Origin of the sequence: Aliivibrio sp. 1S128 (genome assembly GCF_001691065.1) — a bacterium.
GTDB lineage: Bacteria > Pseudomonadota > Gammaproteobacteria > Enterobacterales > Vibrionaceae > Aliivibrio.
This window is the reverse complement of the sequence record NZ_MAJV01000047.1, coordinates 60267-74043: the sequence shown is the minus strand read 5'-3', so window position 1 is coordinate 74043 and position 13777 is coordinate 60267. Positions and strand designations below refer to the sequence as shown.

Sequence of the window (13777 nt, the reverse complement as noted above, 5' to 3'; positions counted from 1 at the left end):
TTGGTACCATTTTCTCGTATACTATCACTTTCTGAGCGGTCAAAAAATCTATGCTTAAACGTAAACAACATTCATCTCGCACTTCTGGCACAAATGGTCGCTCTGGAAGCATTCGTATTATCAGCGGACGCTGGCGTGGACGCAAACTTCCAGTACATGACGCTGAAGGATTAAGACCAACAACTGACCGAGTAAAAGAAACGGTTTTTAACTGGTTGGCTCTTGATATTCCTCGCGCTCGCTGCCTAGATCTTTTTTCTGGCAGTGGTAGCTTAGGTTTTGAAGCGGCGTCTCGTGGTGCAGAAAAAGTCGTCATGCTTGAATTAAACAAACAAGCTCATGCTCAATTAAAACAAAATGCAGATAGTTTAAAAGCAGATAATATTGAACTTCATCATACTGATGCCCTTATTTTTTTAGATAAACCTGCAAGCCCATTTGATGTCGTTTTTATTGATCCTCCATTTAGAAAAGATTTATTAGAAGCAACGCTAACAAAATTAGAAAGCAATGGATGGCTAGCGGCAAATGCAATGATATACATTGAAGCAGAAAAAGAACTCGGATCTTTACCTGTACCTGCTCATTGGCGCTTACATCGAGATAAAACAGCAGGACAAGTCACCTTTAAATTATATGAAAGAGAGGAATAGATGAAAGGATTGATCATTCTAACCAAAATAGCGCTGGGGTGTGTTTGGTTAATATTATTACTTAACTTATTTATGCCGTTCCCAGGTAAAGGAGCAATTGCACTTTATATTCTAACGGCCTTCTTATTTATGATGCATGGATTACAAATGCTTATCTTTATCGGTGCTTTTGGCGATAAAATTTCAATGAGTCGATGGGAAAAATGGTCCATTCTTATCTTTGGTGTTTTTGCCCTGCTTGATATTAGAAAAAAACACATGATGGATAAATAACACTCTCATAAAAATTCAATTAAGGAGCAGATATTGCTCCTTTTTTACGCCTCGTTCACCTGCTTTCCTCCTATTTCAATTAATTATCTATGTTATGCTCTCATTTTATTTTACGACTTTAATCTTGGTACTCATTTATGGAAACTCTTTCTGCAGCAGTCATGCTTTTTCTGATCATGGATCCAATGGGTAACTTACCTGTTTTCACTTCTATTCTTAAACACGTAGAGAAAAAAAGAAGACGTATTATTTTAATTCGAGAACTTCTTATTGCTCTTGCCATTATGATGGCTTTTCTTTTTATGGGAGAGCAGATACTCAATTTCCTAAGCTTGAAAAAAGAAGCCGTTTCTATTTCAGGTGCGATTATTCTATTTTTGATTGGTTTAAAAATGATTTTCCCGCCAGAAGGGGGATTAGGTGCGAGCTTAGGTGCAGGGGATGAACCTTTAATTGTTCCTCTGGCAATACCTATGATTGCCGGTCCTTCTATTCTTGCTACTTTATTACTACTTGCTCACCAAGAGCCTGACCGCATGATTGATTGGAGCCTAGCACTCATCGGAGCTTGGTCTGTCACGACGGTTATTTTAATGTTCTCAGAGTTATTCCAACGAATTGTCGGCGAAAAAGGCCTCGCAGCCATTGAAAGGCTTATGGGTATGCTGTTACTGATGATTTCGGTACAAATGTTCTTAGATGGTATTACAAGCTACTTCACACACGTTTAATCCCTAGTTTGAAAAAAAGGCCGCATTTATGCGGCCTTTTTTGTATTCATACTAATGGTTACACATGCGATCAGGGTTTGCAGTTAAACCCGACTCAACTTCCACAACCTTTCTTTTCGATAATAGAAATTCAAGCAATTTATTTAAGCTTAAATCGTGTTGGCTGCAAGTATGGAAACATACATCGCTGCCAAACTCTGTTTCTATTTTATCTTCTAACGCTAAACGAGAAAGAGGCTCAGGTGCTTCTAATAGGAGGTTTAGAACGACATGACCATGAATATCTTGCTTCATACTTTATTCTTCTTTAAAAAACGAAATCATAGAATAACAAAAAATAAATGAGTCCTTATGATCAACCTCATTCACTTACACACTTATGCGTAATTATCCAAGAAGGGCGACTTACCCCACCAGGCTGACTCAACACAATAAAATCACAAACAGATAAGAAACAGGTTACTTATCAAACAGCAAAGAAACCCTCAGAAAATCAAATCAAATCCAATTAAATCAACCACATAAAAACAAACAAAAAACATTTAATCAAAATAATGTATAAAAAAACGCCTTCAACATTTAATGTTTAAGTAAGATATTTCATGTTTTAAGGCCCAATGACACAATACACAGTAAAAAATAAGATATATCAATCTTATAAAAAACATAAAAACCAAGATAGAAGAGCACAGAGAAGATAAAGCCCGAAACAACACTAAAACTATACGCTTAATTAATAAACCATAAAAAACGGCTAAAAAACCATTTAAATCAACACTTTAAATGAGATTAACATAATAAACACACAATAAACCACAATAACAACAGACAAAAGAACACCTTAACCCTCTATAAAAATGCTACTTTTGTCATGTAAAAGTTATTTTTTTAAGCTTTTGACGCCCCAGGTATTGATCAACAACCAAAAATGATGGTATTCTATTTACCAAGCAATGAGTGAAGACATTAAAGGAGAATAGTAATGATTACTTCATCGCAAAAACAAGGACTTATGATGATCGCAGTAGTTGTTGGACTAATGACCCTTCCAATGATGTACTAACTGCATTCAAATAAGTTTATATAAAAAAACGGACGCTAAGGCGTCCGTTTTTTTATATTCAAAATACATAAATTTAAAATAAATGCTTAATATTATCCCAGTGAATCAGATAGATAGCTGCAGAAGCCAACGTTGATACTAAAACAATACCAGCGACAAGCTTCCATAAAAAACGACTCGCTCTTGGTGTTAAGATATCGTTCATTTCAATACACGTCGCTTTGAAGTCAGACTTATCTTCTAACTTATAGCCTTCTTCATGCACTACCTTATTTCTCATAGTTGCAATAAAGCGTAGTTTTCCAATCACCCCATGAGGTAAACGTTCCTCACAGCTAGTGATAAGTTGGTGAAGTCCCTTTCCTTCCGCGTGATAATGCGTCTTTAATAAAGATTCAATTTTTCGACTTTGTTTTACAACAAGATCAATATCAGACATATCACTCTCCTAATCTTTAATTCTGAATATCTCTTTCTACTTTATACCACTCTAACGGCTATTTCTCTTCCTCAACCTAAGAGGATATTTAAATTGCTGCATAAAATAATAGGAGATAATACATCAACAGTATTCGAGCCAGATCCCAGTTCGGGCTTGATTTTTTTTATGTCAAAAAAATATCGATAAAATAACCTGAAAACCCGCACAAACTGAACAAATACTCCTTATCTATCGATAAAGAAAAGTTAAAATGTTCAATAGTAAAAAATGACGAATTTTCACCCTATATTCTTCGTTCTAAGTTCATATACACATACTAGCAAGTTTAAGGAAAATCATGCCCGTTACTTATATTATTATTCTTCTCGTATTTATTTTAATCGCCGCTGTATTGTTCCAACGTTTTCAAACTAAGTTTATTTTGGGTGATAACGCGCCTGAAATGAAAGTAGAAGTCACTATCCTAGATAAACAAATAGTAGAAATACCAGATACCAAACCTGGTGAAGAAGATCAAGAGTTTTGGATTTACGTGCAGAAAGGTAAATTTGGACCAAAAAGAGAATTTGAAATAGGCGTTCACTATTTTCATGCTCTAAATCCTGGAGATAAAGGTATACTGACTTATCAAGGACGTAAATTTCATCACTTTGCTTTAAAGCGGGATTAACTCTAGGAAAATAACTATGACCAGCACAATGCTTTCTGCTATTCCATTAACCTCTCTTTCTGGTGTTGGAGCCAAAGTAGCAGAAAAGCTCGAAAAAATTGGGTTGGTCACGATTCAAGACTTACTATTTCATCTTCCTCTTCGCTATGAAGACAGAACTCGTGTTTACCCAATGGCGCGAGTTCATTCTGGTTTATTTGCTGCTGTTCAAGGCAAGGTGATGTCTTGTGATATGCAATTTGGCAAACGAAAAATGCTGTTGGTCAAAATCAGCGATGGCAATGGAACCATCACTTTACGTTTTTTTAATTTTAATGCTGGAATGAAGAACAGTTTCAATGAAGGAAAACTGATTCATGCCTATGGCGAAATTAAGCGTGGCGGAAGTGGTTTAGAGATTGTTCACCCAGAATATCAATTCCACACCCCCTCTAAATCTTTAGATATAGAAGCCACATTAACGCCCGTCTATCCAACAACCGATGGTCTGCGTCAAAACATACTACGCAGTTTGACAGACCAAGCGTTAGAATTATTAGATAAAGCCGCAGTGACTGAACTATTACCCCAAGGTTTATATAACAACCAAATTACACTAAACCAAGCTCTGCATATTATTCACCGCCCAGATCCTTCCATTAATCTAGATGCCTTTGATGAAGGAAAGCACCCTGCACAACAGCGTTTAATTATGGAAGAGTTGTTGGCTCAAAATCTTTCAATGCTTTCAGTTCGCAGTAAAGGCCAACAAGAAAATGCCTTACCACTGGCAACAATGACCGATTTAAAACACAAGTTATTAGCCCAATTACCTTTCACGCCTACCGGAGCTCAACAACGTGTTGTAGCAGAAATAGAGCGAGACCTAGCCAAACCACACCCAATGATGCGTTTAGTTCAGGGGGATGTTGGTTCAGGTAAAACCTTAGTTGCCGCATTAGCAGCCGTACAAGCAATTGAACATGGTTATCAAGTCGCCTTAATGGCACCAACCGAATTATTAGCAGAACAACACGCGGTCAATTTTAGTCATTGGTTTGAAAGCATGGGTATTCCTGTCGGCTGGTTAGCTGGAAAACTAACAGGCAAAGCAAAAGAGAAAGAATTAGTTCGCATTGCCAGTGGTGAAGCAAAAATGATAGTGGGTACTCACGCACTTTTTCAACAACACGTTGAGTTCCACCACCTTGCTTTAGTGATTATTGATGAACAACACCGCTTTGGGGTCGACCAACGTCTAGAGCTACGAGAGAAAGGCGAAAAAGACGGAGCTTACCCACACCAGTTAATCATGACAGCAACGCCAATTCCAAGAACCTTAGCCATGACGGCGTATGCTGATCTAGAAACATCAGTGATTGATGAGCTACCTCCTGGTCGAACACCAATTCAAACTATCGCGTTACCTGATACAAGACGGGATGAAATCGTCAATAAAGTAAGAAACGCCTGTGTGAATGATGGACGACAAGCGTACTGGGTTTGCACTCTAATCGATGACTCCGAAGTTCTTGAAGCCCAAGCCGCCTCAGATACCGCAGACGCCTTACGACTACAGCTACCAGAACTAAATATTGGTTTGGTTCATGGCCGAATGAAATCAAAAGAAAAACAACAGATCATGCAGGAGTTTAAAGAAGGCAAACTGCATTTGTTAGTAGCCACTACGGTTATTGAAGTAGGTGTTGACGTACCCAACTCAAGTTTAATTATCATAGAAAACCCTGAGCGTCTTGGTTTAGCCCAATTGCATCAATTACGTGGTCGTGTGGGGCGAGGTACCGTTGCTAGCCATTGTGTTCTTTTGTATCACTCTCCGCTGTCCAAAACAGCTCAAAAGCGCTTAAGTGTTTTACGTGAAAGCAATGATGGCTTTGTGATTGCTCAACGAGATTTAGAGATCCGAGGGCCGGGTGAATTACTGGGGACAAAACAGACCGGATTGGCTGATTTTAAAATTGCAGATTTGGTTCGAGACCAACATTTAATTCCAGAAGTGCAACGTATTGCTCGTCACTTACACGATAATTACCCTCGTAATTCAAAAGCCATTATTTTACGCTGGTTAGGAGAACGTGACATTTACTCAAATGCGTAAATACCATTGACTAAATCGCAGACACAAAAAAGGTGAGTACTTGCTCACCTTTTTAATGCATTGATTTAATTAGACTCTTAGTAGTAAGAGTGCTCACCACGATCATGCTCGGTTAAATCTTTAACTGCTGTCAATTCACCTTCAAATTGAACAAGTAGTTCTTTTTCGATGCCTTCTTTTAGAGTCACATCTACCATTGAACAACCATTACAACCACCACCAAACTGAACGATAGCAATGCCAGCTTCTGTGATTTCCATCAGGCTAACATGACCACCATGACCAGCAAGCTGTGGGTTAACTTGAGTTTGAATTGCGTATTCAACACGCTCAAACAAAGGTGCGTCATCGTTTACTTTACGCATTTTTGCGTTTGGTGCTTTCAACGTTAATTGAGAGCCCATTTTATCAGTAACGTAATCAATGTCAGCATCTTCAAGAAAAGGTAAGCTTAACTCATCAACATACGCTGATAAATTTTCAAATTTCAGCTCAGTATCATTCGCTTCTATTGCTTCTGGTGGGCAATAAGATACGCCACACTCTGCGTTTTGTGTTCCTGGATTAACCACGAATACACGAATGTTTGTCCCTTCTGGCTGCTGTGCTAGAAGTTTTGCAAAATGCTCTTGGGCACTTTCAGTAATATTGATTGAAGACACAAGTAATACCCGACTAAATTAGTATGATTAAGGATTGTACTCTGAAAAAGAATAATTTTCGAGTAGCGTTCTCAAATTATAGCAATCTTAATGATCAATTAATCAAGATTAGATCGAATTATCTACACGTTAGAATTTTATTCCACGGTAAATTTTCATCACCTAATACGATAAAATTTGGATTTTCTAGGGATTCTCTTTCATTATAAGAAAGCGGTTCAAGCTCTGTTGATAAGATACGACCACCCGCTTCTTGAACAATGCATTGTGTTGCCGCAGTATCCCACTCACCCGTAGGGCCTAAACGTAAATAACAATCGACAGCCCCTTCTGCAACAAGACACGCTTTTAATGCAGCAGACCCTAAAGGAACTAAATCGTAATTCCATTCAGGACTCATGCAACGCGTAATATTATTGATGTCTTGGCGACGGCTGATAGCAATGGCGATTTGTTGTTTTTCTTCTTCATGCTTAAGTGTGCTAATACGAACGCTTTCATCCATATCTGGAATTTTCCATGCGCCTTTGCCTTCATAAGCGTAATACGTCACACCAGAAACAGGACCATAAACCACCCCCATTACCGGACGGTTATTTTCAACCAACGCAATAATTGTCGCAAAATCACCACTACGAGCAATAAATTCTTGAGTTCCATCGAGTGGGTCAACCAACCAATAACGTTCCCACTGAGCTCGTTGTTCTAGTGATATTTCAGCATCTTCTTCTGACAAAATAGGAATGTCTGGTGTTAATTGAGAAAGCTTTTCCACAATTAACTTATGAGCAGCCAAATCAGCACTGGTTACAGGTGTATTATCTGCTTTAGTAAACTCTTCAAAATTCCCTTTTTCATAAATATCAAGAATAAGCTGCCCAGATGCTCGAGCAATATTGATCACCTCAGGAAGTAGGTGGGAAAGCGTTGAATTCATCAATATCACTCCTTTTCTAAAAATTGTTGAGCAAGTAACAGTGCACTAATGCACCTCGCTTCTGAAAAATCAAGATGGTGCAGTAGCTCTGATGCTTGCGCTAGGGGCCAGCGAACAATATCTAACGGTTCTGGCTCATCCCCTTCAAGTTGCTCTGGATATAAGCCTTGAGCAACAAATAACGTCATCTTACTTGAAAAATACGACGGTGCTAATACCAACTCTTTTAATTGAGTTAACGTCTCGGCACCAAAGCCAATTTCTTCTTTAAGCTCTCGATTTGCCGCTTCTGACGGTGTTTCACCAGAGTCGATTAATCCCTTAGGAAAACCTAACTCGTAGCTTTCTGTACCCACCGCATATTCTCGAACTAATAACAGGTCACCTTGTTCGGTTACAGGAACCATCATCACGGCATGACGCCCACTCGGTTTCATTCTTTCGTAGGTTCGTTCAACCCCATTAGAAAAGCGTAAATCTACCGATTCAATACAAAACAACTTTGATTGTGCTTCAACGCGTTTATCTAAAATTGTCGGCAATTGTTTTTTAGCCATTGTATTTCCTTACAGACGTCCTGAATAAGTTACTTTATATTGCCCTTTTGAATCCGGCTTGCCTAGCCATTTAAGCTGACTTCTTAAACTAGAAGGGAAGTTTGCCTCAGGTTTGAACCATCCATTCACCTGGTAAGAACGGTTAGGATTCAATACCACATTAAACTGACTTGCTACATCATCTGATGCTTGTTTACTGATCAAGGTGACTTTGTTATCTACACAAGTTACCTCTGCTATTGCCGTTTTAGGGTCAATATTACCCAGTGGCGAAATAATTTTCCCACCAGACCAGACCACTTCACCGCTCGCCTGCTTACACCATGGTTGGCCTTGCTGGAAATACTTAACACTGACCTCTGCTTGGCCCTGTAAAGACACAGGCAATGCCATTGGTAATCGATTCATCACATTAGAGACAGGAAAAGAAACCACCATATTTTCGGCGTAGGCCCCCATTGAAACACTGTAGCCAACAACACCTTTGCCACGTAATTCCAATTCACTACCGCGCCCAAAGCGCACAGAAAATACCGCGTGTCCTTTTAAAATAGCAAATGGATCAATCTGCCACTGAACTTGACCATAGTTTACTCTTTGCCAAGAAAGAGAATCCACCTGCCCTTTCCAAGGCGTGCCAGATAACCCAGTAAGTGTTAGCGCCCTAACTTTTGGGGCTTGTTCAACCACCCATTGAATAGGGATATGCAATAAAGCACTAAACGTAAAAAACGTAGAGAATATCGTCGCGATCAATAATTTAAATTTCATGATGCCTCTCGACTTAATTGCAGACGGTTCACTTCCACCACCCCTTCAATATCGGTTTTATTTAAATCTAAAAACTGAACATTGATGCCTTGAGAGTCTCGTAAGTACGCTAACCAATTTACCAAAGTATTAAACGGAAGTGGTTTAACCCATACTTGCATTTGCTCACCACGAGGTTGCATACGGATCAATTCAATCTTAAATTGGCGAGTACTGCTTGGTATTACCTGATTCATTGGTCGAATGGCTGTCTGAGAAGTCGACGATGCCCCTCCTCTTAATGTCACAATCGTATCGGCTTTCTTTTGTACCCACGTTAATAAGCTTCGCTCGCTATTAATTCGGTTTTGAGCAATTTCAGCGCGATCATTTAACGGCTTAATTCCACCCCAATATAATGCAGCAATCACTAACGCTATGCTGCCCCCACCAACCAAAACTCGTTCACGTGGTGAGATACTTTGCCACCAGGTCATTAAGGCTTTCATTATTTTCTCCTAATAATAATCGCACCAAACACTTGGCCTTGATTTTTATTTAATTGACCTTGCTCGACATCAAACTTGGTATTTAACTCTGACGTTAATTGCTCAAAATATGGAAAATCTGATGCGCTGGCTTGTAGGCGTAATTCATCACGTTTTCCATCAAATTTTAAACTCTGCAACTTCACTTGGGGTACTTTTATTAAATATGGCGTCAACTCAGACATCCACGCTAATAAGTCATCCCCACCAGAACCACCTTGTAAGCGTGATTCTTCATTTTTCATTTGAGATTTCAAATAACTCACGGTTGGAATTTTACGTTTACCTGGAAATACATCTCTGAAAATACGTTCGCTTTCTGCTCGTAATGCTAAGCTGTGTTGTTCCAGTTTTTGAACTTCCGAAATATGTTGTGCAACAAAGGCCACCATAACCAAACCAAAAGCCAAAATTACTTTTTGCCAAATTCGCCAATGCTTTCGCCATGACGATTGAGGACGATAACGAGCACAAAGCAGGTTAACTTTTGACGTTAACGCACCTTCCGCTAATAACTGCATAACTAACTCTGGCGTCTCTTGAATATGCTTTGTGTTTTCAATTTCAAGCGAACAAGGAGAATAACTATGAAGCGCATAACATGACACATCATCAACGTCATCACTTTCCTCTTGCTCTTCTTCCTTCTCTTCTTGAACAACAATACCATCAGCAGTTTGAACCGCATGTTTAACCAAACCATCCAACAGCATTGATAGCCATTCAGGTTCAGCGATAGCACCTTGATATTCACCATAGCGTAATAACCATTGTTGATTCAGCTCAACCATAGCGACGCCATCTTGATGAGAAGGTAATGACAATACATCGGGAATGAAACGTTTAGTCTGAATTCCTGCATCCGTCAGCAAAGAGACCCATCTTTCCATTTTTTGATGTTCTACAACCGCGACTTGCGCTGTTTTGTTGTTTTTTTTCAAAATCACAATGTGTAGGTCATCTACATCTTGTGCTAAATCATCTTCAATTATAAAAGGCAGCATAGAAGGAAACTGCCGAGCAGCCCCTTCAGGAATAATGACTTCACGCAATAAGATGTCGCTACTTGGTAGCAACACCGACACACTGCGTTGAACACTGTATTGCGTTAGTGACTCTAACGTTTCAGAAGAATTTAACTCCCCTGATGCAATCACTTCTTTATTTTCTGGTGACCAGACTATCCATTGAATGGGATCTGACGACTGACTATTCAGCCTTATTATCAGATGTTCGCTCATTCATTCCTCCATATTGGCGACGGATAACGTTCACCACTTTTTTATCACTGCTATGCAATAAAGAACGCACACGTACGCGCGAATCTTCTACTAATACTTGAGCATCTAACTCAAAAAATTGACTATCTACTGATAAGTAAACCTTTGCTTCTTGCTTTATTTTTTCATCCACTTGACTGATTTCTGATTCTGCTAAAAAGTCATCCACACTGTCCCAACCATCAAAAGGTCGATTTTCTAATACTTCTTGTGCATCACTATCACTTAAATTTGGGGAGAATAACGCCACTAATATTTTTGCCTGTTCTGGTTGTATCGTATTTACATTCAAATACCAATTCGCACTTGGTATTGCACATACAAAAGGAGACACCGCCATAAACACGTCTGCTGTCACACCATTAATGGCTCGTAATTCACTGACATCGGCAATCCAGCCGTTTGGCGCTAAATACGCAGGCTTAAACGATTGATAAGTACTGTCTTCAACCCCTGTAGCGGAACGAACAACATCATCTTCATCCATGAACTCCCAACTAGAATCGGCAATCACTTCAGCTAAATAATTCTCAACGTCAACAGACTCTAATAAATTAATCCAAACCTTGACCAAAAATGGACGCTGAGAAGGATCGGTTTGTGGTTCTATATTACTTAGTGCATTTAAATTAAAACAAGCTTGCTTATCTCTAACGCTACCTAACGCTTCACCATAATCAAGTGGGTAAGTGGTTTCTTCTGTTGCCCACATTTGACTCAGATTAATGGTGTCGCCATCTTTGTATGCTTCTTCTATTCCTGCTTTGGCTAACGCTTCAACACCAATAGAGTACCAATAGGCTTGTTGATGATTTATTTGGTTTTCAGCGCGGTGAAACTGAATAAATAAACGCTCTGACATTTGAGCCGCAATGGTTGCCATAATAGCCAACAACAATAAGACGACAATTAATGCGACGCCTTTCTGTTTTCTCTGCGTTTTAGTGCGTATTGTCATTACCCACCACTCTTAGAGTCATCATCACTCTGACCACTTTGATCCAATTTATAACCAGAAGTAAGATAAATGCGTTCGACGTCTCCATAATCTTTAAACGTAACCATTACCTTTGTAGCTTGAGGGAGTTGATCTTTTATTTCCCAGTTCTTCTGCCATTTTTTACCATCATAAAATTCAAATTTCAGCTCATCAATACCATCAATTAATGGCGTTACTACTGGCTTCTGGCCTACAGGAGTATCAGGGTAGCGCCACCATAATCGTTCAAGTTTATTTTCAACCACTCGATAACCCACTTTAGTAATTTCACCACGTGGGAAAGCTTGCTGTGGATTTTTCCATCCTAAACGAACAAATAAAATACCTTGAGATTCAGAATCCAATAAATATTCACCCGCTAAAAGAAGTTTCTCGTCAGCCTTTTCTCCGTTGATTCTGAATTGGCGAGCAACCATTTGCCGAAAATCATTATCTAAAAAAACCAAACTGCGTTGTAAGGATTTAATACGGTTACTTTTTTCTAATGACTGTTCATTACTACGCTGAACTTGATTTACCACTTGATAGGCTGAAAAGCTTAAGGTAGCAAATACTGAGATAGCCACCATCACTTCTATAAGAGTAAAACCGCGCGACTTTTTACGAGTTGAATTACGGCGCAACATAGGTTCTTACCGTTAATAATGATGATTTTTGATCTTTGGTTGTTGCGACAGAGACATCAACCGACTTTAAAATATCGGACGTTGTTTTTACTGGTGCAATCGTCCAATACCATGTTCGTCCTGCCAATTCTGTTTCCCCTTTTTTAATTGAGGTCGGCGGTTTATCTAACATCATTAGTGCCATTTGGTTATCAACCACCATAGAAGCGAATGTTTTTTCTTCTAAATAACTTAACGTATTAATGTGCTGAGTCACAGAGCGAAGTACACTCAATGCTGCGGTAGCAAAAATAGCCAACGCAACCAAAACCTCAAGCAAAGTCATGCCCTTATTTACGGTTCGATAACTTGATGAGCAATTAGTCATCAACGCTTTCTCCTGGTTTTATTAATGCAATCAAACCAGATTCATCGACGTTAATCTCCCACGTTTTATTCTTTAGATTACCGCGCTCATTCGCTGGTAGAAAACGAACGATCACTGGGGTGACTTCCCCACTAGATAACACCATCACTTGAGGAGGCTTAGGTTTTTTCTTTTCTTCAACGTCAGCGAACATTTCCTCATCAAACAAAGATCCTGGTTCAAATAAACGGTCATCATCGGCCCATGCAGAACCACCAAGTTCCATCTCAAAAGCGATGTCCTCTTCCATTTTTACTTCGGTAAAAAAGCGGCTTTTCTCAAGAGGCTGCCAGCCATCTACTGTTAATGTCATAAAGCGATATTCTTGTCGCTCTTGATTAAAGTAGATGCCGTAATCCATCCCGTTGAGTAAAGCGTCTTCATTAAGAAGTTGCACTAATTGATAAAAACGTGAGGCCTGCTCTTCAAGTTGATCGTCGCTACTTTCAGGCAAACTCATGATAACCGCCATCGAACTCACCGACAGCAGCACCAGTACCAACATAATTTCGATTAGGGTAAACCCAACCTCACGTTTTATTTTCATCGTTGCTCTTATCTAAATTAAGCTTGTGACTTATTGAAAGTCTTGCATGTTCCAGTTACCAATATCAGCATTCGCACCTTCACCGCCTTCTTGACCATCTGCACCTAAAGAGAAGATATCAATCGTGCCATTGTCGCCAGGGCTTAAGTATTGATATTCATTGCCCCACGGATCATTAGGTAGACGACGAATATAACCGTCTGCACGGTAATTACGAGGCTCGGGCGTTGCTGATGGCTTAGATACTAACGCTTCTAACCCTTGATCTGTTGATGGGTACACGCTGTTATCTAGCTTGTACATATCTAATGAGTTTTCTAGTGCCACAATATCGGTGATCGCTTTTTGTTGATCGGCCTTCTCTTTGTTACCCAGTAAGTTTGGAACAACTAAGCTCGCTAACACACCAAGAATAACGATAACAACCATGACTTCTAAAAGAGTAAAGCCGCCTTGTTTACGTTGAGCTGAATTGACTTGCATGGAATAACTCCTAACGTTAAAAATTCATATATAAATAAAAGGAAAAATAGA

General features: G+C 39.3%; 18 protein-coding genes. 5 read left to right on the top strand and 13 right to left on the bottom strand.

Annotated features, from left to right (window positions below; genetic code table 11):
- Window positions 1-50: 50 nt before the first annotated feature.
- The 3 genes from rsmD to A6E03_RS07575 all read left to right on the top strand — a co-directional run bounded on the left by rsmD (window position 51) and on the right by A6E03_RS07575 (window position 1657).
- Window positions 51-653, top strand: a complete 603-nt coding sequence (gene rsmD, locus A6E03_RS07585; RefSeq protein ID WP_065593306.1) for a 16S rRNA (guanine(966)-N(2))-methyltransferase RsmD — start codon at window positions 51-53, stop codon at window positions 651-653.
- Window positions 654-926, top strand: a complete 273-nt coding sequence (locus A6E03_RS07580) for a DUF1145 domain-containing protein (RefSeq protein ID WP_045103140.1) — start codon at window positions 654-656, stop codon at window positions 924-926.
- Between the two features lie 137 nt (window positions 927-1063).
- The gene (locus tag A6E03_RS07575) at window positions 1064-1657 is read left to right on the top strand and encodes a YhgN family NAAT transporter (RefSeq protein WP_065593305.1); all 594 of its coding nucleotides are present in this window, start codon (window positions 1064-1066) and stop codon (window positions 1655-1657) included.
- A gap of 51 nt (window positions 1658-1708) precedes the next feature.
- Here A6E03_RS07575 and A6E03_RS07570 read toward each other — a convergent pair whose 3' ends face one another.
- Window positions 1709-1951, bottom strand: coding sequence for a YecH family metal-binding protein (locus A6E03_RS07570; RefSeq protein ID WP_065600542.1), 243 nt, complete (start codon window positions 1949-1951; stop codon window positions 1709-1711).
- 842 nt (window positions 1952-2793) lie between these two features.
- Complete coding sequence (locus A6E03_RS07565) at window positions 2794-3159, bottom strand: DUF4145 domain-containing protein (RefSeq protein ID WP_065593303.1); 366 nt, start codon at window positions 3157-3159, stop codon at window positions 2794-2796.
- A gap of 340 nt (window positions 3160-3499) precedes the next feature.
- Here A6E03_RS07565 and A6E03_RS07560 point away from each other — a divergent pair, with 340 nt between their 5' ends.
- The gene (locus A6E03_RS07560; RefSeq protein WP_065593302.1) at window positions 3500-3832 is read left to right on the top strand and encodes a DUF2500 domain-containing protein; all 333 of its coding nucleotides are present in this window, start codon (window positions 3500-3502) and stop codon (window positions 3830-3832) included.
- A 16-nt stretch (window positions 3833-3848) separates the two neighbouring features.
- Window positions 3849-5930, top strand: a complete 2082-nt coding sequence (gene recG / locus A6E03_RS07555; RefSeq protein ID WP_065600541.1) for an ATP-dependent DNA helicase RecG — start codon at window positions 3849-3851, stop codon at window positions 5928-5930.
- 77 nt (window positions 5931-6007) lie between these two features.
- On the opposite strand, the gene nfuA is transcribed toward recG, so the two are convergent.
- The 11 genes from nfuA to gspG all read right to left on the bottom strand — a co-directional run bounded on the left by nfuA (window position 6008) and on the right by gspG (window position 13726).
- Window positions 6008-6592: a Fe-S biogenesis protein NfuA gene (gene nfuA, locus A6E03_RS07550; RefSeq protein WP_065593300.1), complete on the bottom strand. Its 585-nt coding sequence runs from the start codon at window positions 6590-6592 to the stop codon at window positions 6008-6010.
- Window positions 6593-6710: 118 nt separating this feature from the next.
- Complete coding sequence (cysQ, locus tag A6E03_RS07545; protein WP_065593299.1) at window positions 6711-7529, bottom strand: 3'(2'),5'-bisphosphate nucleotidase CysQ; 819 nt, start codon at window positions 7527-7529, stop codon at window positions 6711-6713.
- Between the two features lie 5 nt (window positions 7530-7534).
- Window positions 7535-8086 (bottom strand): ADP compounds hydrolase NudE, encoded by a 552-nt coding sequence (gene nudE / locus A6E03_RS07540; RefSeq protein WP_065593298.1) that lies wholly within the window; start codon window positions 8084-8086, stop codon window positions 7535-7537.
- Between the two features lie 9 nt (window positions 8087-8095).
- Window positions 8096-8857 (bottom strand): type II secretion system protein N, encoded by a 762-nt coding sequence (locus A6E03_RS07535; protein ID WP_065600540.1) that lies wholly within the window; start codon window positions 8855-8857, stop codon window positions 8096-8098.
- Window positions 8854-9345 (bottom strand): type II secretion system protein M, encoded by a 492-nt coding sequence (locus A6E03_RS07530; RefSeq protein ID WP_065593296.1) that lies wholly within the window; start codon window positions 9343-9345, stop codon window positions 8854-8856. The genes A6E03_RS07535 and A6E03_RS07530 overlap by 4 nt, the downstream gene beginning before the upstream one ends.
- Window positions 9345-10625: a type II secretion system protein GspL gene (gene gspL, locus A6E03_RS07525; protein WP_141676921.1), complete on the bottom strand. Its 1281-nt coding sequence runs from the start codon at window positions 10623-10625 to the stop codon at window positions 9345-9347. Before gspL ends, A6E03_RS07530 begins: the two co-directional genes overlap by 1 nt.
- Window positions 10594-11622 (bottom strand): type II secretion system minor pseudopilin GspK, encoded by a 1029-nt coding sequence (gene gspK / locus A6E03_RS07520; protein WP_065593295.1) that lies wholly within the window; start codon window positions 11620-11622, stop codon window positions 10594-10596. The genes gspL and gspK overlap by 32 nt, the downstream gene beginning before the upstream one ends.
- Complete coding sequence (gspJ, locus tag A6E03_RS07515; RefSeq protein ID WP_065593294.1) at window positions 11622-12290, bottom strand: type II secretion system minor pseudopilin GspJ; 669 nt, start codon at window positions 12288-12290, stop codon at window positions 11622-11624. Before gspJ ends, gspK begins: the two co-directional genes overlap by 1 nt.
- The gene (gene gspI, locus A6E03_RS07510; RefSeq protein ID WP_065593293.1) at window positions 12277-12657 is read right to left on the bottom strand and encodes a type II secretion system minor pseudopilin GspI; all 381 of its coding nucleotides are present in this window, start codon (window positions 12655-12657) and stop codon (window positions 12277-12279) included. The genes gspJ and gspI overlap by 14 nt, the downstream gene beginning before the upstream one ends.
- On the bottom strand, window positions 12650-13243 hold the full coding sequence (locus tag A6E03_RS07505; protein ID WP_065600539.1) for a prepilin-type N-terminal cleavage/methylation domain-containing protein: 594 nt from the start codon (window positions 13241-13243) through the stop codon (window positions 12650-12652). The genes gspI and A6E03_RS07505 overlap by 8 nt, the downstream gene beginning before the upstream one ends.
- Before the next feature lie 30 nt (window positions 13244-13273).
- Window positions 13274-13726, bottom strand: a complete 453-nt coding sequence (gene gspG, locus A6E03_RS07500; protein ID WP_045103155.1) for a type II secretion system major pseudopilin GspG — start codon at window positions 13724-13726, stop codon at window positions 13274-13276.
- Window positions 13727-13777: the final 51 nt, after the last annotated feature.

What these genes read in the sequence shown, in the direction of transcription:
- rsmD (WP_065593306.1), top strand. Translation starts at nt 51, where the DNA reads ATGCTTAAACGTAAACAACATTCATCTCGCACTTCTGGCACAAATGGT.
- A6E03_RS07580 (WP_045103140.1), top strand. Translation starts at nt 654, where the DNA reads ATGAAAGGATTGATCATTCTAACCAAAATAGCGCTGGGGTGTGTTTGG.
- A6E03_RS07575 (WP_065593305.1), top strand. Translation starts at nt 1,064, where the DNA reads ATGGAAACTCTTTCTGCAGCAGTCATGCTTTTTCTGATCATGGATCCA.
- A6E03_RS07570 (WP_065600542.1), bottom strand. Translation starts at nt 1,951, where the DNA reads ATGAAGCAAGATATTCATGGTCATGTCGTTCTAAACCTCCTATTAGAA.
- A6E03_RS07565 (WP_065593303.1), bottom strand. Translation starts at nt 3,159, where the DNA reads ATGTCTGATATTGATCTTGTTGTAAAACAAAGTCGAAAAATTGAATCT.
- A6E03_RS07560 (WP_065593302.1), top strand. Translation starts at nt 3,500, where the DNA reads ATGCCCGTTACTTATATTATTATTCTTCTCGTATTTATTTTAATCGCC.
- recG (WP_065600541.1), top strand. Translation starts at nt 3,849, where the DNA reads ATGACCAGCACAATGCTTTCTGCTATTCCATTAACCTCTCTTTCTGGT.
- cysQ (WP_065593299.1), bottom strand. Translation starts at nt 7,529, where the DNA reads ATGAATTCAACGCTTTCCCACCTACTTCCTGAGGTGATCAATATTGCT.
- nudE (WP_065593298.1), bottom strand. Translation starts at nt 8,086, where the DNA reads ATGGCTAAAAAACAATTGCCGACAATTTTAGATAAACGCGTTGAAGCA.
- A6E03_RS07535 (WP_065600540.1), bottom strand. Translation starts at nt 8,857, where the DNA reads ATGAAATTTAAATTATTGATCGCGACGATATTCTCTACGTTTTTTACG.
- A6E03_RS07530 (WP_065593296.1), bottom strand. Translation starts at nt 9,345, where the DNA reads ATGAAAGCCTTAATGACCTGGTGGCAAAGTATCTCACCACGTGAACGA.
- gspL (WP_141676921.1), bottom strand. Translation starts at nt 10,625, where the DNA reads ATGAGCGAACATCTGATAATAAGGCTGAATAGTCAGTCGTCAGATCCC.
- gspK (WP_065593295.1), bottom strand. Translation starts at nt 11,622, where the DNA reads ATGACAATACGCACTAAAACGCAGAGAAAACAGAAAGGCGTCGCATTA.
- gspJ (WP_065593294.1), bottom strand. Translation starts at nt 12,290, where the DNA reads ATGTTGCGCCGTAATTCAACTCGTAAAAAGTCGCGCGGTTTTACTCTT.
- gspI (WP_065593293.1), bottom strand. Translation starts at nt 12,657, where the DNA reads ATGACTAATTGCTCATCAAGTTATCGAACCGTAAATAAGGGCATGACT.
- A6E03_RS07505 (WP_065600539.1), bottom strand. Translation starts at nt 13,243, where the DNA reads ATGAAAATAAAACGTGAGGTTGGGTTTACCCTAATCGAAATTATGTTG.
- gspG (WP_045103155.1), bottom strand. Translation starts at nt 13,726, where the DNA reads ATGCAAGTCAATTCAGCTCAACGTAAACAAGGCGGCTTTACTCTTTTA.